This window comes from Lutibacter flavus, from assembly GCF_900188355.1.
Lineage (GTDB): Bacteria > Bacteroidota > Bacteroidia > Flavobacteriales > Flavobacteriaceae > Lutibacter > Lutibacter flavus.
In genome coordinates this window covers 1,177,937-1,196,219 of sequence record NZ_FZNX01000001.1, presented here as the reverse complement: position 1 = coordinate 1,196,219, position 18,283 = coordinate 1,177,937, and the positions used below count along the sequence as shown (strand labels likewise).

The following is an 18,283-nucleotide window of genomic DNA, read 5'->3' as shown; positions in this document are numbered from 1 at the left end:
AATTTTATTAAAAACCAATGGCTTTATCATCCCCACGATAATCGGCTCCACCTTCTAATTTCCCATTAGGTAATTTTAAAATAGCATCAACTTTACCAATAATTTTTGAATCTTCCTGATTAATTTTATAACCTTTTTCTTCAAGTTCTTTAATTAATTTTTCATTAAATCCAATAGGTTCCATTGTAATTACATCTGGTAACCATTGATGGTGAAAACGAGGTGCATTTACGGCTTCCTGCATTCCTAAATTAAATTCATAAACATTTAAAATAGTTTGCATTACACAGGTTATAATAGTTGATCCACCTGGAGAACCCAAAGACATAAATAGCTCATTGTTTTTTTCAACAATTGTTGGCGTCATAGAACTTAGCATTCTTTTTTCAGGCTGAATTGCATTTGCTTCTGCACCAATTAAACCAAACATATTTGGAGTTCCTGGTTTAGAACTAAAATCGTCCATTTCATTATTTAATAAAAAACCTCCTTCAGTTACGTACACTTTAGAACCATAAGCTCCATTTAATGTGGTTGTTGCTGAAATTGCATTCCCAAATTGATCAATAATAGAGTAGTGGGTAGTTTCATCACTTTCATAACCAGAGATGTTGCCGTGCTCCACATTGGAGGATGAAGTAGCTTTGTCCCAAGAAAAATCAGCCATTCTTTTTTGAACATAGTTTGATGAAATTAATGTGTCAATTGGAATTTTTACAAAGTCCGGATCGCCTAAATAATAAGATCTATCTGCATAAGCTCTTCTTTCGGCTTCTGTTATTAATTGAATGGATTTTAATGTGTTATGTCCAAATTTAGCAATTTCAAAAGGTTCTATAGCTTTAAAAATCTGAGCATTACAAATACCTCCGCTTGAAGGAGGCGACATTGCAATAATCTTTAAATCTTTATAGGTAAACTCAATTGGATTTCTCCATTTTGCTTCATATTTTTCTAAATCTTCTGAAGTAATAATTCCTCCTAATTTTTGAACATAATTTACCAACATTTCGGCGGTTTCACCTTTATAAAAACCATCTCTTCCATTATCTCTAATTCTTTCTAAAGTTTTAGCCAATTCAGGATATTTAATAGTGTCGTTTTCTTTCCAATCAGCGTCAAAAATTATTTGAGTATCGTTAACTTCAGAAAAATATTTTCTGTATTTAAGGAGTCTCTCGGCCTGTTTTTTAGTAACAATTACACCTTTTCTGGCTAAATTTATTGAAGGCTGAATTAATTCTGAAAAAGGTAAAGTTCCAAATTTTTCGTGCACTTTAAATAAGCCATCAACAGTACCAGGAATACCAATTGCCATTGCTCCTAAAGTACTTTTTCCTTTTATTATTTCTCCGTGTTCATCTAAATACATATTTTTTGAAGCCGCAAGAGGTGCTTTTTCCCGATAGTCTAAAGCTCCGGTTTTGCCATTATTTGTGCGGTAAACCATAAAACCACCGCCACCTATATTTCCAGCAAATGGATATGCCACTGCCAAGGCTAATTCTGTGGCAATCATTGCATCAAAAGCATTTCCACCTTTTTTTAAAATTGCTGTACCAATTAGAGAAGCTTCTTCTCTTGCTGAAACGACCATTGCACTATCGGCAATAACACCAGTAATTCTACTTTTTTCAGGAGGATTATTTTTGCATTGAAATAATAAAAATGCTAAAAGTATTACAGTACTAATTTTTCTCATTTTGATAATAAAAAGCTTGTTTTTTCGTCAGTAAATTTTTCTAATTCTTTAAAATATAATGTAAAATCTTCTTCAAATTCTTTATAATACAATTTTAAGTCTTCAATGGCCAAATCCATTTTAGAAATTCCTTTGGTAAGTCTATTCATTCCTGCTAAAACCCGCTCCATTCCTTCTAAAGAAGCATAAGTAACTAGCCAATTATGCTTGATCATATTTGGTAGTAATTTTTGTAGTTCTTCTGGAAAGGATTGAATATTTTCAAGTAAAAAAGCATATATATATTTAGCATATAACGCTAAAGGAATTTCCGAATAATTTGCCCAATTTTTAGCCAAATAATGATCGTACAATAAATCGATAATTACGCCATCATAGTGTCTGTAACGCTTGTTTAAACGGTGCATACTTTTTCTAACAATTGGGTGTGAATCAGTAAAGGTGTCAATTTCTCTATGTAACAAGATCCCTGCTTTAATTTCATGAGGATAATTTTTATAATCACTACCTTTTATGGCATCAGAAATAAAATTTCCAATTAATATATTTTTGTTTTCTTTTGAAAGGTATAAATGTGCTAAAAAATTCATAGAATTATTTTAAAACAATGATACAAAAAAAACCGCCATTGGCGGTTTTTAAATCTTTAATATTTTGATAAATGTTAGCTTTTTAGCATCACAGACTACAATAATATTTTAAAAATTTGATCATTTATAAACTCTGTATTTAAGATTCTTTTTTACAATTCTTTAGCCTCTTTAACCAATTCTTTAAAAGCGGCTTTAAAACCGTGCTCATCGTTTAAGTTGGTTGAATTTAACCAATTTATAATTGTATTATAATTACTTGTTCCTTTATATTCTGAATCAGAAAGCAACATAGAAAATGAAGCAACACTTGATGTGAATTTCATAAAATCAGTTGATTGATTAAATGTTTTTCCAGTATCAAATATTTCTAATTCTAAAGGATTACTTGTGTCTGAGTCTGGATTTTTATATCTAAAGTCAATTGTAAATGTTGGAGTATTAGGAGAGTTTGTATTATTTTTTGGAATAATTTCATAAAGCACTGTTACATTTTGATTGGATCCAATTTCGCCAGCATCTTTTTGGTCATCTTCAAAATCTTCATTTTCGAGTGCTCTATTTTCATAACCTATTAATCTATAAGCTTCAACATTATTAGGATTAAATTCAACCTGAATTTTAACATCTTTTGCAACCGTATAAAATTTGTTATAATCGTAAATAAATACTTTTTTTAGTTGTTCTAAATTATCAATATATTCATAAGTACCATTACCATTATTTGCAATTTGTTCTAAAGATGCATCATTTAGATTGCCACGACCAACTCCTAAAACAGTTAAAAAAATACCTAATTCCCTTTTTTCTTCTATTAATTCTATTAACTCTTCCTGACTGGAAGGTCCTACATTAAAATCTCCATCTGTACCAATTACAATTCTATTATTTCCATTGGCAATTAAATGTTGTTGTGCAATTTCGTAAGCCGTAATTATTCCTTCAGCGCCTGCAGTACTTCCACCTGAACCCAATGAATTAATTGCATTTTTAATTTTTTGTTTTTCATCTCCAGATGTAGATTCTAACACAACACCGGCAGAACCTGCATAGGTTACAATTGCAACTCTATCGTTGCTCGATAATTCGTCAACAAAATACTTAAATCCATTTTTTAAAAGTTCTAATTTGTCTTCACTTCCCATTGAGCCTGAAACATCGATTAGAAAAACAAAATTTGAAGCAGGTAGGTTTTCTTTGGAGATAGGTTTTCCTTTTAACCCAATCCTAACTAATTTATGAGTACCGTTCCAAGGGCATTCGCTTACTTCTCCGTTTAGAGTAATTGGGTGTGAAGTATTGTTAAATTTATAATCTAATTGAAAATAATTTAGAAGTTCCTCTGTTCTTATTGCTCCTTTTGGAGGAAGTTGTTTGTCTTGTTGAATGAATCTACGTACGTTGGCATATGAAGCCCCATCTGCGTCTGTTGAAAATTTTGAAACTGGATTTTCAGCTACATTCATAAATGGGTTTTCTGTGTATTCATTGTATTTATCTCCAGGTAAAGAAATTGCAGGAAACCCTTCGTATTGACTAGAATAGGAATTAGTATCTACTAATTCGTTCTCCAAAGTGTCACAAGAAATTAACCCAAGAAATATGGAAAAGGTTAAAATTATAATCTTTTTTGTACTTAGTATAAGTTTGGTGCTATTTTTCATATTGGTATTTTTTGGTATTAATGAGTTTATTTACAATACGCAATATGAAAGAGAAACGCTACATTCAATTATGAATAACATATAAAAATGTATTTATTTTTTTTGGATGTCTGATTTAAAAACAAAAGATTCCGCCATTGGCGGAATCTTTTGTTTTACTGTTACTTAAAAAGAATCGGAGATTTTTCGGACGAAGCAAATCGTTTGTTGAATGTTTGTCGGTTTATACTAAATCCGATTTGAGCATAAATTTTATATAGTGTTAGCCTTTGTTTTCCTTGAATTTTAACTTTTTTTAGTTTCCGAAAATATTCCCTCCCATTATTATTAATTTCGATGAAACAAGCCGAAATTCACTAATTTGAATAAAACGCATCTTTAACTTGTCGCCAAGTAACCAATATAATATTTTCCTCTTTAAGAATATTTTTACAAGTATCACTTGTAAAAAAATCAAAATCTTTCTGTCTCCATTCATTACCCCATTCGGTATTATCAATATTCATGCCTTTCATTTCATCATTATTGTAGGCTGTATGAATCAAAAAAGTCGATAAACCAGGTTTTAAATTTTTAATTGCATTGATATAATAATCTTCTGGTCCCTTGATGTATTCTTCCGGCATAATAGTTAAAACCTCCTCCAATAAAATTTGTATATCATACTTCCTAAGAAGTTCTTCAGGAACAGCTTGTTTAGTTGCAAGAACTGGTAACTTATATAATTTTCCCATTTTTAAATAAACTTCTATTAATTCTTCAGACTGAAACAAGCAGTTCATATGGCTATCTAAGTGAGTAGGTTCGAATCCCATGGAATACGCCCTGTCAATTTGTGCCTTTAATTCCACCTCTACTTCTTTAACATTCACAGTTGGTGTACATCCTTCATGAAAATATCCAAATTCATTAATTAAACTGGGGACTTTTTCGATAGAACTAACAGGTCCCCATCTATAATTTTTCCATTCTGAAGATAAAACCAAGTGCAAACCAAAATCATGAGTTGTAGCATTTTTTTTGGCGTAGTTGGCAACTTCTAATACCCATGGTGTAGGCATCATCAAACTTGCCGAATTTACAGAACCATTTTCTATGGCCTCGATAGAAGCCATGTTTTCAGAATGAGATACACCTAAGTCGTCTGCATGAATAATTAGCAGTTTTGCATTTGCAGCGTAACCTAATTTAGTTGCAATATTATCCTGTGCTTTAACCGAAAACGCAATCAATATGAAGATTGATGCCAAAGCTAATCTACTAACATATATAAAGCGTTTTCTTTTAATAATTTCTTTAGTTTTCATTGTTTCGAATTTGTTCTGTTTATGAATTTTTTATTAAGCAATTGAATCATTAGTTTCTTAATTAGTCATAATGAAGGCTAACGGTTTAGGGTTATGATTTGTGCGACTGGAAAATCGGAGATTTTTCGGTTGTAGCAAATTGTTAGTTGAATGTTTGTCAGTTCGTTATTTGGTTCAAATGTGAGCATAAATTTTATGAGTTGTTGGCTTTGAGTGCTTTTCCAATCATTTTGTAAATTAATCAGATTTAATTTCTAATCCGATAGAGTAGAAGTCAAACTGAAATTTGTCTTTTTAGTCAAAATTAGTCACTTAATTTCCTCCAGAATATTGATAAATCAATCAGTATTCGTTGCTCAAATCCGAAATTGTACTCAAATCTGATAACTTTATATTTTCTGATTTCTTCCAATAGTGAAATATAATAAAGCACCGAATAAATTTAGAAATAGGACTACTAATGTCCAAACAATTTTATTGTTTCCCCTAAATTCACTTTTTAAAATATCAATCAAAGCGAGAATTGTCAAGATAATTCCACTAAATGCTAATAATAATATAATTGTTTGCCAAATTCCAACCATTCCTAAATATGTCATCTTTTTCTTTTTTATTAATAATATTATTTAAATTTCTGTTTGTCGGGCATGTCTCGTCCTGAAATATGGCTACAGTTAAAATTGATAATTAAGCTGATAATTTATATACCATATTCGGTGTTTTAAAGTCTAAAGATAAGTGTAATCTTATTTCGTTGTATAATTTAATTGCATTTTTTGCAGCTCTTTTTGCGTGTGCAGTATTCATAAAGGTTTGGTCTAGATAAAATTCATCTTTCAATATTCCGTTAACTCTTTCAGCTAGTGCATTTTCGTAGCAATGATTTTCCTCTGTCATACTAATACTTATTTTGTTTCTTTTAAGGATTTTGGAGTATACATTGCTGCAATATTGAATTCCTCTGTCTGAATGATGAATAAGTCCTTTAATGTTTTTAGCTTGATATATGGCCTTATTAAGAGCTCTTACACAACCTTTAAGTTCTAAACTATCACTCAGGTCGTATCCTACAATTTTGCGAGAATACATATCTGTAATAAGTGCTAAATAACAGAATCCATTTAAGGTTCTGATGTAAGTTATAGCTGCCCAAACTTGATTAGGTTTCGTGACTTCCATATCTTTTATTAGATTGTTATACTTATAAAATCTGTGATAAGAATTTTGTAGTTCTACAACTATATTTCTTCCTTAATGTTAGCATACTATTCTCTCTAAGTACTTTAAATAGAGTATCTCTACCTACTTTTAGGTTTTGTTTTTGAAACTCCAGGTTCAAAGATCTGATAAGTTTTCTAACGCCTTCTCTAGGTAAGGATTTACGTCTTTTCTTAACGATCTGAATGATTTTTTGCGCTATTAGAATACGTTTATCAGCTCTGTTTTTGTATTTATAATAAGCATCTCTTTTGAGATTAAAACATTCACAAATATTAGAAATTGATGCAAATCCTTTGTATTTATCTACTGCAATACCTAAAGCTAAATATTTAGTTTTTTTTTAAGTTCTAATACACTTTTATAGCCTAGTTTTTTAGCAGCAACTTCTAAATAAGATTCTTCTACCATTTGGTCTAAGTCTTTTTTCAGCAATAGTTTTTTGAGTTGTTCAATCTCTTTTTGAAGTGCTTTAATACGTGATATTTCATCATTAGTTTCTACCATAACTCTTGTGTTCATAAGGTCTTTACGGTCATACTTCTTAATCCATTCATTGATGGTAGTAGGAGCAATACTATAGAGTTTTCCTAGTTGATACTTATTATACTTTCCAGTTGTAAGTTCGGCTAAAATTTTTAATTTGAAAGGTTCGCTGTAACGTCTGGTTACTCTGTCGTTTTTATACATAACTGTTTTGAATTATGTAGCCTTATTTCAGGACGGGTCATTATTAAATACAACGTGTTTGTGTATGGAAATTAGCGGATTTTAATGTTTTACCTTTCCAGAAAGAAAGATACTCAATTAAACACAAAAACGGTTTAGGTAATTACCTAAATCGCTATTTTTTATATACGTTGTTTCAGTCAGTTTTTAATTCTTTTCATACTCTAATCCAAACCCAAATTCAAATAATGGATTTTCGCTATCATACGGCACATCCGTTTTTTGATTTTCTACGGCTTGCATAGAAGACGGCAACTCGAAAGGTAGCTTTCCTTGCGGTGCAGTATTTCCAAAAAGCACTTCACAAACCGATTTATCACTTGCACCATAATTGGCAATTAGAGCCGTCGCGGCATTGGTAATTTCAGGAATGACAGCAGGTCTATCTAAATAAATATCAACAACTGTTGGCACTTTATTCAATAAATCTAAAATTCGTTGCTTTTCATCGCCTTTAAAATCTAAATCACCATGATGAAAACCTTTTGCCATAGGTACATTTGTTTCTGCAGGATACCACGGCGTATTTAATCTGATTATAGCAAAATCAGCCGCTTCGGGTGTCACAACTACTTCGGCGTAGTTTGCTACCGTTGTACTATCTATGTTTTCGATATATACCTTAAATTTATTTTGTGCTAATGGCAATGTTGATTTATCATTTTTTAAAAGTGTCATGGAGATCTTTTGTGTTTTCTCTCCTAATGCTATTGATGATTCTTTACCAATAACTTCATTGACTTTCGTTTCATCTACAAAAGGGTTGTCAAACAAACCCAACTCAAATTTTTGTTTTAGCAAACGTCTTATAGAAACATCAATACGTTCTTCGGTCAGTTTACCTTCTTTGACCAATTGAACAATCAACTCTGGTCTATTTTCACCGCCAAACTGGTCACAACCTGCTTCAATAATTTTCAACGCTCGTTCGGCAGCATTTAAATCTTCCACGCCCCATGCCCTTGCTTTCCAAACCACATCTGGTCCCATTGGGCGGTCTGAAATTAAACCCCAATCGGTGCAAACGACACCAGCGTACTTATATTTCTCTCTTAACAAAGTGGTAATGATGGTTTTGTTATACGACATTGCTACGTTCTCGTCCGTTTGGTCAGTCGGTACGCCATAATAAGGCATAATAGCAGCCGTATTGACTTCAAAAGCAGCCTCGAAGGGAATAAGGTGATAGTCAAAATTATCCCCTGGATATATTTGCCCTTTTTGAAATGAAAAATGTGGGTCTAAACCTTCTTTTTGTGGTCCACCTCCTGGGAAGTGTTTCGTCATACAAGCTACGCCATTGCTTAATTTGTCGCCTTGTAAACCTTTAATATAAGGTTTGACCAATCGAGCTGTTAATTTCGCATCTTCGCTAAAGTTTCCACTAATCCTGGCCCATCGAGGTTCAGTAGCCAAGTCAATTTGAGGATGTAATGCCTCTCTAATACCAATAGCCAAATATTCTTCACGGACTATATTTGCAAATTCCGCCACCAAGTTTTCGTCGCCAATAGCGGCAAATCCGGGCATTTCACAAAATTGAGCAAAACCCTTTGCACTCATTGAGAAAATGGTATTACTGAAGTGATGTCTCGGGTCTGAAGCGATAGTAATCGGAATACCTAATCTTGTTTTTTCAGCAACTTGTTGTGCATTATTATACCATTTTGCAAAAATATTTGGGTCACTAGGAATCGTCCAAATATTAAAATGTGTCATTTTTAGTTTGTCCATATTTTCAACAACGGAAGCCATTCGTGCCCCAGGGCCTTCAAGCCCTTCTTTGCCATCTGGTTTTCCGTCAGCACTAACAGGTGCACCATTAATGAACATCATACCTGCCTTTTCTTGCAAAGTCATTTGGCTCAACAAATCATCAATTCTCGCTTCGATAGGTTGATTGACATCTTCGTAAATGTCTAATTTTTCATTCCCATTTAAGTCCCTGAATGTTACACCATCTTTTTCGAGTAAAACTTGAGATTTTTGCTTTACTAATTCAAAATTTGAATTTTCTGTTGCTTCTTGCTTCGGTTCATTACAACCGATGAATAGTAAGAGTCCTAAAAAGACCACGATGAATTTATTCATTTTTGTATGATTTTATTTGATTTATTTAATGAGAAATTTTTTTAGAGGAATAACATAATGAGTGTTAGTATTATACCTCCAACAGCATAGTACATTCCTTTTTTGAAAAAAGGCATACTTGGCAAAAACATCCAAAATGCAGAAAGCACAAAGAAAAGCAATGACAATCCAAAAAAGATATTGAAAAAATAGAGTGGGCTATTCGTAGTTGCTTTGTGTAATCGCTCCATCTTTTCAAGTATAAATGGCAGTTTCATTTTTTTAACGGTTGCCACTCCCGTAGCTTGATTGTAATTGCCATCTTTAAAATATAAAACATCACCTTCTTGCTTCTCCACTTTTACTCCCATTCGCAACTTTGGACTTAATTCTCCACCTGTTAGATTGACTTCTAATTGTCGGGTTTCAACGGTTTCTGTTTTTAAAAAATTCGTTTCCCGAAAAATCATAATGATTCCACTAATGGCATACATAGCCATTACACCAGCTAAGAAAAACCCTAAATAGCGATGTAGTACCCTGGCTTTTAAACTTATTTGTCTGTTATTTAACTCCATATCTGTTATTTATTGAATATTTTATCAATTCGCACTATATTTTGTAACTCCTGGATAAACTTATCTTTATCTGATAGTTTACTTAAAAAATCTTGATTAGTTGCCGAAGTGATTTTAAAGGCATGCTTAAAAGTTTTTATTCCTTTTGATGTAAGAAATACACGTTTTGCCCTCGTATCTGTTTCGTGCTCTTTTCTTTCTATGAAGCCTTTTTTCTCAAGAGTGCGTAGCACTTTAGAAACCATCATAGTATCAGTATTACTGCGTTCTGCAATAGATTTTTGTGTAACAGTATTCGATTCTTTGAGCAACGACCTTAGTGATGATATGATAGCGAATTGAGTGTGCGTTAAATCAATTTCATCTAAAGCTCTATTTAACTGTCTTTGCCAAGTCATGGTTATCTGCCATAGTAAAAAGCCTAAATCATTTTCGGGCTTATCGGGGTCTGGTTCATGCTTCATATAATTTCCATTTATTAAAATGTTGTCGCAAATATAATATATACGACAACAATATGCAAATTTGTGGTTTTGATTTAAGTGAAAACTTGTATTTCAAGAAATAGGAGAAATGATTTGAAGGCAGAATGGAAGGGTAGTGTAGCGTGTTGCTTAGATAATAATCGATGGGTCAAAATTGACTGTAACGGCTAGTGTATGCGTAGTGGCGGACTTTGGAGATCTTATCTATCAACCCAAGATGATGTTGTTGCGAGCCACAAACCATGATATTTACTACTACTCCCGCCATTACGTATGACACATTGTTAGCAAACGTTTTATTTTGTATTTATTTTAAACAATCGATTCTTATTCAGTTTTTAGAATTCAATATATAGATTCATCATTAGTTATCAGTCTTTTTTGTTTTATTGGTTTCAGTTAATTGTTTTTCATTCCCTAATTCAACAATATAGGAATGCAAAAAATTAGCCGCGACAAGTAAATGATCAAAATCTATCAGCTCAATTTTATCCTTTGTTGTATGATGTTCCGGAAACCCACCGGAAGATAGCATAATTGCTGGTATTCCTTTTTTTATATAACTCCAAGAATCAACTTGGTCTTTAAGTGCATTTCTAAAGTTCTCATTTAAGTCATCATATTTAAAATTAGTTCCCCGGTAAGAGTTACTTACATAACTGAAAACATCATTGAACTGGGGAGCACCAATACCCCAAATACCGTTATAACCGCGGTTTTTACTGCCAATTTGTTCAATATTAATATTAAGTGAAATTTGATCTATTGGAATTGGAGGTCTTCTTAAAAAGTGCTTTGAGCCAACTAAACCATGTAACTCTTCTGCTGTATAAAGAATAAATATCACGGACCTTTTAGGCGGATTTAATGCAATTGCTTTGGCAGTTTCGAGTATAATAACACAACCACTTGCATCATCGTTTGCTCCATTATACACCTTATCTCCAATTTTGCCAAGATGGTCGAGGTGTGCACCAACAGTAAGATATTCATTTTTTAATATTGAATCTGTTCCAGGAGCAATTGCTATAATGTTATAACAATTAATCGGTTCCTTTTTGCAATTGATGGTAGCATTGAGTTTTGTGTCGTCTAAAATATATGAGTGATATTTACCTTCAATAGTAATAGGATTAAAGCTTTGTCCGGCAAAAAGTGTTTTAAGGATTTCCGGGCCTATAAGTATAGCAGGTAGAATAGGTTCAAGTGTTTCTTTTCTGTTCATTTCATCATCAGCGTAACTAAAATATTCTATGTAACTAAGACGTATAACATGCTCCCAGTTGTCAATCTTAGCTTTATAAGGTATAATAATCAATCCGGCAACTTTATGCTCAATAAGTATTTTAGTTCTCAGTGAATTACGTGTTTTACTATCAGAATATTTTTTACGTAGACTATCCGAGAATGTTGGAATTGAATTTTCCGGAGGTAAACCATCTAATAGAATTACCCATTTTCCTTTAATATCCAAATCTGCATAGTCGTCCCATCCTTTTTCTGGTTCACTTATGCCATAGCCAATAAAAGCAGGAGAAGTAATTTGATTATTTTCGCTTCCCTTTCCAATGTTTAAAATAACGAAGTTATTGGTCGAATGGTCAAAGGTATTATCCTCTCCGTTTTTTCTGATTGTTAACGAGGTAGATTTATAATTATCTCGTATTAATGGTACAGGCTGGAAAAAGGATTTCTCACCTTTTTCATTAATCCAACCTGGTTTTAATCCTGCTTCCTGAAAAACAGTCACAGCATAATCTGCCGCTTTTCTATATCCGGCTGATCCTGTAAGACGACCTTCGGTTGCATCAGATGCGATAGCATCCATATGTTTTCGCAAGGTTTTTATCCCAATGGATTCTATATTCTGAGCAAGGATATTTCCTTCGGTGAAGAAAAATAGAATAGAAAATATCCCTATTAAGTAATTTCTAATTAATATGTTTTTCATTTTACCTTTTTTGCAGTCCAGTCGATGTTGCCAGCACTGATTAAAGTAAACGAGTCACTATTTGTAAATTCAAATTGAACATCGAATCCTTTAAGAAAAAACTTATTCTCCGATTCGGGATATAATGTTACATTAGGCAAACCTTCGCCAGAAAATTTCAAAACGCCATCACCTTTAACAATTGTATGTTCTCTACCATCCGAATCTAGCCAATCCCCTGTATATCTTTCCAAAACCTCATCAGACAGTGTCACCATTTCACGGGGGCTTACTCCCATTATGTAATTGATAATCGTTTCTCCTTCAGCAAAAGCTTCTTTAATAATATTGCTATAAAGAAGAGCCCCACCATCACCATTTGTCAGAACTACTATACCCCGTTGAGATTTAGGCAATATAAAAGACATAGACCACATTCCTGTATTTACGCCTCCATGTTCTATAGCATATTCACCATTTGGCAGGTCTTTTATAATTTCCCAGCCTAATCCCCTTGGTGCATGCTCGTTACCAGTTGTTTTTGGGTTTAGCATATCATCATATAGATTTTGTGAAAGTCCAGCACCATTCATAACATAAATCAAGAATTTGCAATAATCTTCAGTAGTAGAAAGTAGGTTGCCTGCGGCCAATACACTGGTTTTATAAGAAAAATTATAGTCATTTCCATTAGCATCGTGACAACGTGCAAGTCTAAGCGTATCAATACTTTCGTTCCAATATTGAGTGTTTTCCATTCCAATTGGTTTAAAAATTAATGAGTCTAATAATTTTTCCAATGGTTTTTTAAACTTTCGTTCCAATACTTTCCTTAAATATTCAAAACCTTCTCCGGAGTAATGATATTGAGTTCCGGGTTCAAAATCGAATGTAAGTTTTTTGGTGGGATGTCCAGATCTCCAATTTGTAAATCCCGTTTGATGGTTTAAAACATGTCGAGTAGTAAGTATTTTATGGTAAGGCTCATCTTTTACATCTGGGTCGACCCAATAATGAAATAGAGGTTCATCGAGCTTCCATTTACCCTCTTCTACTAATTTTAAAGTCAGCATTGTCACAACTGGTTTAGTCATGGATGCTATATTAAAAATTGAATTAACTTCTGCTGGAACACCTTTTTGAATCTCTCCAAATGCCTTAACATATTTAATTTTACCTTCTTCAATAATACCGACACTAACTCCCGGAACATTATTTTCTGTTAACCAGGTTTGTACCTTGTCTTCAAAAGATAGATTTACTTTAGTATTAACTTGTGCTTGTAAGCTTATCCCAATAAAAAGTATTGGAATTAATAAGATTAGTCTTTTCATGATTTTTTAATAGGTTACTGATTAGACCCAAAAGCTATTGCTAAGGTTACAGGTTTCTTGGAAAAATATTTGCTAACGTGTTCGTGTATGGTTTCGTTGCGTTGAGGACCAAGTTAGCAAATAATCACGAACCCATAATTCAGCAGTGAGGATTTTCCGAAAGGAAAATCAGGCGCAATGAATTATACACGTTGTTGTACTTTCGTTGTTCATTAGTCACAAGAATTTATTGCGAATCTTTTTCATTTTGATTTGATTGAATTTGTTGTACTAATGATTCAGCATTTTGTAAAAATGACTTCCAGCTTTTTATTTGATACTCTTCGGAAATTTCTTTTTGTAATAAAATAGCCATATAATCCTGATCTCTACTTAAAGCTGCAATATCTAATTCAGGCAAGTTAGATATTGTACCATTATGCATAAAAATATATTCTTTAGTGGCTATTATTTTTTTAAACATTATTGGGAAAATATCTCTGTAAAGGGATTGAACTGTGTTTTCATCGTCATAATTCCGTTTAGTATTTCTGTAATAGTTAAAGATCTGCTCTCTTAACGAATCATTTTGGATGAATTTTATGGAACCAGCAGATTGGCTTTCGTCAAAAGTACCACTGTTTACTTCAAAATGATTTTCTGTGGAAATAGCAAAGAAGTTATAGTTCAGAAACTTCATTGGATCTGAATTGGGGTCTTTGTGTAAAAATGTAAATATGCTATCAACTATTGTTTGCCTAACCGTAGCATTACGAATATGCTCTTTTAATTGATTAATATCACTAACTAGATCAATCGATACTTTTTCCAATAGCCTAACTTCTTCGATTCTTTGTTTTGAACTCTCATTCCAATTATTTATCTGTAGTGCTATCAAAATTCCAATTACCACAAGAACAATTTCACCAATTGCGTAAATCAGATACTTGCTGAATTTATTTTCAGTTAGCAATCTTTGTCTAATTTTTCTAAAGAATTTTATCATTGGTTAGCGGTTTCTTATAATGAAGCACAACGGGATTTTATAAAATTTGTGCGACTGGAAAATCGGAGATTTTTCGGTTGTAGCAAATCGTTAGTTGAATGTTTGTCAGTTTATTATTTAGTTTAAAAGTAAGCATAAATTTTATGAGGTGTTACAAAACGTTTTTCTTAGCGATATTTCTTTTTAGTATAGTCACACTCATTTTGTATAATAATTTTCTTATCGGTTTTTTGATATTTAATTAGTTTTTGTTTTGAACGTAAATTCCCATAAAAATCAATATTAAATCTTTCATCAAAAATTCCATTAGGCAAATTTTTCTTAAGTTTCCATTCTTCATAAACAGCAGAGTAACTTAGAATCGGTAGATGAAATTCAGTTGATTTATCTATTATATAATAATTTGTTCCAAGTTTTTTTCTTTTGGTTATCTTTGGTTTAATCGGTTTCAGTTTATAAGTCGCATATGATTTTTCATTAATAATAGTATCTGATGTAGTAATGAAATCATAATATTTAGTTCTAAATTTATAAGGATTAATAAATCTAATTACATTTTCGCACTTTATGTTTATAAATTCAGCGTTATTAAACCCAGTTTTTAAAAAAATCACATCTGAATAAATTCCATTATAATCTGTAAATCTTAACCTATAGTTCAAACTATCTTTTTCAGTTATGATTGCTAAATAATCATTATCATTAGAATTAGTCAGATAGTATATAGGAACTTCTTTATCATTCTTATAGTAATGATGATTTTTAATTTTAATAGAATCTTTATAGATATTAAGTTTATATTCTATAACATAATCAAACTCATAAGTTTTTTGAGCATTAATATTAGTAATGGATAATATTGAAATTATCAGGAATATGTTTTTCATGCAATGTTTTGTAACGGTTTTGTACAAGCTTTAGTTGCGTGTTTAAGCTATAAATTCAGTAAATAATTACTGACCAAGAAAATCCGTGAGGATTTTCGTAAGTGTGCTAAAACCCAGCAATTAAGTTTGTACGTTGTTGTAAAACGTATTTTTATTCAGTTTAATATTTTTCCATTTTATTCCACTCAGTTTTTCACATAGAAATAGGTTTTCATAATTCAGAATTGCAATAAGCATATGAATCGGTAATAATATAGTTCTATCTAGAATTGATGTTAAGGAATAAATAATGAATTTTAAATTCAGTTTATGTTGATTCGGATTGTCTAACTCAACTTTGAATAATAACATACCGAATGTTTTATTAAATTTCAATTCACTCATAGAATAATAAAGGAAGAAAGAAAAGAGTCTAAAATACCAAGGGTAAAACCTTTCTTTATCAAGAATCAAACATATCAATTCGTAAATTATTTGAGAGAATGCTACAAAAATAAAATAGTCAATAAATAGTATTATTACCTTTTTTTTGAATTTCAGTATTTTATTGTCAGTTCTCAATTTATATGTTTTACAACGAGTTTTTATAAGATTTGTGCGACTGGAAAATCGGAGATTTTTCGGTGGTAGCAAATTGCTTGTTGAATGTTTGTCGTTTGAACTAGTTCAAATTTAAGCATAAATTATATGAGGTGTTAGGCGTAGTTTTTTAATTACAAAGTTCTTGAAATGTTCTTCTAAATTTTACAGGACTTTTAATTTTTGGAAACCATTCTCTTGTACCTCCTGTTCCTACAATTATAATATTTCCGTAACCAAGAATTCTACCTAAAATACTTTGGTCAACATTTACCGTTTCAATTTTGCTCAAATTCATTTCAACTGTTCTTCGTGCTATTAAACCAGTTTTCATTATAATTCTTTTGTTTGTGATTACAAACTCATCAGTCCATTGGTCGATTAGTGGTGCGATAAAGAGAGTTAATAAAGCTCTTAAATTCCAAAATATAATCCAATGGTAAGTAGCCTCGTATTTCACGTTTTCACCCCTAATTAAGTTGTTATTTACATATGAACCCATTAATAAAATAATTACTTTATTTTTCTCTTTATTACTCTTACTTCGTGTCGCGATAAGCCAGTTAAATTGGCAATTTCCTTAACGCTTTTTCCATTTTTCAATAAATTAATTACAATTTCTTCTTGATTTTCAGTTGCCTCACTACTTTCATTTAATTCTTGATTGATAGTACTATCGTTTGAAGATTCAATTGATGAATTTACTTGTGACTTTTCATTTTGTGAATTATTATCTACTTGCTCTTTTGAGCTTTCCGTATAAATTTTTGTTTCTCTATTTGTCGCATTCGAATTTCCTTCTGGTAATGTATAATTTTCCTCTACTGGATTTTCCTTCAGAACTTGTTCACTTTCAGAATTATTTTTAAAAAAAATAATGTAGATTCCTATAATTATTATTACTATAATCCCGAAAAATGGAGACCTTTTCTTTACACCACTATCACCACCTTCTATTTCACATTTTTTAGAACAGAAACCACTAGAAAATAGTCCATCTTTATAAGGTTTTCCGCACCATTTACATTTTTCCATATTGTTTTTTTTAAATTACGCCTAACGGGTTAGTATAACCAAAGATGTGTTTTGGTTATTGCAATTTTTCGTTTATAAATTTAACCTTTTTAAGGTTTAGAATTATTCTATTTTACTAAATGCAACAATTTTGGTTATACATTGTTGTAGCTAGTTTTTTTTAATTAAATAAATTTTAGTTCTAATTGTATCAATAATCGTAGAGTCTAAATATTTATATGAAAACTTAAATTTTAAGTTACCAATTTCTTTCTTATCGGTTTTTTCAAAATAAGCTTCATTAAATCCGTCAAATATAGTTTGTTTCTTTAATTGTAATAATATGTTCTGACTCTTATTAATTGAATCAAGAATAAGATTTGAAATTATAGTTTCAGTCAATTCTAATTTTGGTTCATACTCATTATTATCTCCTAGATGGAAATTGTATTTATCATTAAAGTTATATTCAACTAATTCAAATTCTCGATTTAGAATAATTTTAGACCCTTGATATTTCACATTAACATTCAAGGTGTCAAATGTTTGATATCCTTTATTTTTTATTTTAATTTTATAATATTCAATATCAAAAAACGGTTTATTAAAGGCAATTATATTTTCATTTTTTTCTTCCTTTGGGAATAAGCCAAATCCGTTACTTAAAAAAAACGATAATATTAAAAATATAGAACCAGCAACATATTGGTTTTTCAATAAGTTTCCAACTTTTGTTTTTAGTTTTAGTTGACTTTCATAAAGATTTAATTGTTCAACAATATTTTCAAGTTTGTTAATTTCCTTTTTAAGAAATGTTTTAAATTCAATGATATTTTCAGGTTCCGATTTATATAAATTTACCATTAAAAATTCATTACAAATAGTTCGGTTACTGAAGATTTTCTTTAATAATTTAGAAGAGTAATTTTTCCAAATATTTCTATCTTTTTTAAGCTCAATAAAACTCTTTGAAGTTGAATTGAGAATTTCAAAACCTTTTTTAATTTGTTTGTTAAGTTGTTTTTTAGCACTATATCGGCTAATTATTATTTTAATAGTATTACTCAATTATTTTCGTTTTAAATTAGCTACAACGGGTTAAGGTATCAAAAAGTGCGTTTTTGAAAACGTAATTTTCCGATGTTTAAATTTAAGTTTTTTATATTTTAGAAACATCCTTTTTAATTGAAATTAGCAATTTTTTATACCAA

At 31.2% G+C, this 18,283-nt stretch carries 17 protein-coding genes; all 17 read right to left on the bottom strand.

Annotated elements, in window-relative coordinates; all coding sequences use genetic code 11:
• Positions 1-7 precede the first annotated feature (7 nt).
• The 17 genes from ggt to CHB63_RS05185 all read right to left on the bottom strand — a co-directional run bounded on the left by ggt (position 8) and on the right by CHB63_RS05185 (position 18,140).
• Positions 8-1,702 (bottom strand): gamma-glutamyltransferase, encoded by a 1,695-nt coding sequence (gene ggt, locus CHB63_RS05270; protein ID WP_089377353.1) that lies wholly within the window; start codon positions 1,700-1,702, stop codon positions 8-10.
• Complete coding sequence (locus CHB63_RS05265) at positions 1,699-2,292, bottom strand: acyl carrier protein phosphodiesterase (protein WP_089377352.1); 594 nt, start codon at positions 2,290-2,292, stop codon at positions 1,699-1,701. Before CHB63_RS05265 ends, ggt begins: the two co-directional genes overlap by 4 nt.
• A gap of 152 nt (positions 2,293-2,444) precedes the next feature.
• The gene (locus tag CHB63_RS05260; RefSeq protein WP_089377351.1) at positions 2,445-3,956 is read right to left on the bottom strand and encodes a vWA domain-containing protein; all 1,512 of its coding nucleotides are present in this window, start codon (positions 3,954-3,956) and stop codon (positions 2,445-2,447) included.
• A 356-nt stretch (positions 3,957-4,312) separates the two neighbouring features.
• Positions 4,313-5,263, bottom strand: a complete 951-nt coding sequence (locus CHB63_RS05255; protein ID WP_089377350.1) for a polysaccharide deacetylase family protein — start codon at positions 5,261-5,263, stop codon at positions 4,313-4,315.
• A 389-nt stretch (positions 5,264-5,652) separates the two neighbouring features.
• Positions 5,653-5,862: a PLD nuclease N-terminal domain-containing protein gene (locus CHB63_RS05250; RefSeq protein ID WP_089377349.1), complete on the bottom strand. Its 210-nt coding sequence runs from the start codon at positions 5,860-5,862 to the stop codon at positions 5,653-5,655.
• An 88-nt stretch (positions 5,863-5,950) separates the two neighbouring features.
• Positions 5,951-6,505 carry an IS3 family transposase gene (locus tag CHB63_RS05245; protein WP_262494204.1) on the bottom strand — a complete coding sequence of 185 codons (555 nt, stop codon included), beginning with the start codon at positions 6,503-6,505 and terminating at the stop codon, positions 5,951-5,953.
• Positions 6,506-6,805: 300 nt separating this feature from the next.
• Positions 6,806-7,171, bottom strand: a complete 366-nt coding sequence (locus CHB63_RS05240) for a transposase (RefSeq protein ID WP_089377347.1) — start codon at positions 7,169-7,171, stop codon at positions 6,806-6,808.
• A 186-nt stretch (positions 7,172-7,357) separates the two neighbouring features.
• Entirely contained in the window at positions 7,358-9,301 is a 1,944-nt protein-coding gene (locus tag CHB63_RS05235) for a glycoside hydrolase family 3 protein (RefSeq protein WP_089377346.1), read from the bottom strand.
• A 41-nt stretch (positions 9,302-9,342) separates the two neighbouring features.
• Positions 9,343-9,858 carry a PepSY domain-containing protein gene (locus CHB63_RS05230; RefSeq protein ID WP_089377345.1) on the bottom strand — a complete coding sequence of 172 codons (516 nt, stop codon included), beginning with the start codon at positions 9,856-9,858 and terminating at the stop codon, positions 9,343-9,345.
• A gap of 5 nt (positions 9,859-9,863) precedes the next feature.
• Positions 9,864-10,322 (bottom strand): MarR family winged helix-turn-helix transcriptional regulator, encoded by a 459-nt coding sequence (locus CHB63_RS05225; protein WP_089377344.1) that lies wholly within the window; start codon positions 10,320-10,322, stop codon positions 9,864-9,866.
• A gap of 385 nt (positions 10,323-10,707) precedes the next feature.
• Positions 10,708-12,294: a M28 family peptidase gene (locus tag CHB63_RS05220; protein ID WP_089377343.1), complete on the bottom strand. Its 1,587-nt coding sequence runs from the start codon at positions 12,292-12,294 to the stop codon at positions 10,708-10,710.
• Positions 12,291-13,607 (bottom strand): serine hydrolase domain-containing protein, encoded by a 1,317-nt coding sequence (locus CHB63_RS05215; protein ID WP_089377342.1) that lies wholly within the window; start codon positions 13,605-13,607, stop codon positions 12,291-12,293. The genes CHB63_RS05220 and CHB63_RS05215 overlap by 4 nt, the downstream gene beginning before the upstream one ends.
• A 226-nt stretch (positions 13,608-13,833) precedes the next feature.
• Complete coding sequence (locus CHB63_RS05210; protein WP_176420258.1) at positions 13,834-14,484, bottom strand: DUF6090 family protein; 651 nt, start codon at positions 14,482-14,484, stop codon at positions 13,834-13,836.
• 275 nt (positions 14,485-14,759) lie between these two features.
• Positions 14,760-15,479, bottom strand: coding sequence for a hypothetical protein (locus CHB63_RS05205; RefSeq protein ID WP_089377340.1), 720 nt, complete (start codon positions 15,477-15,479; stop codon positions 14,760-14,762).
• A gap of 709 nt (positions 15,480-16,188) precedes the next feature.
• Complete coding sequence (locus tag CHB63_RS05195; protein ID WP_089377338.1) at positions 16,189-16,560, bottom strand: PH domain-containing protein; 372 nt, start codon at positions 16,558-16,560, stop codon at positions 16,189-16,191.
• Between the two features lie 11 nt (positions 16,561-16,571).
• The gene (locus CHB63_RS05190) at positions 16,572-17,093 is read right to left on the bottom strand and encodes a sigma-70 RNA polymerase sigma factor region 4 domain-containing protein (protein WP_089377337.1); all 522 of its coding nucleotides are present in this window, start codon (positions 17,091-17,093) and stop codon (positions 16,572-16,574) included.
• A 150-nt stretch (positions 17,094-17,243) separates the two neighbouring features.
• Complete coding sequence (locus CHB63_RS05185) at positions 17,244-18,140, bottom strand: hypothetical protein (RefSeq protein WP_089377336.1); 897 nt, start codon at positions 18,138-18,140, stop codon at positions 17,244-17,246.
• Positions 18,141-18,283: the final 143 nt, after the last annotated feature.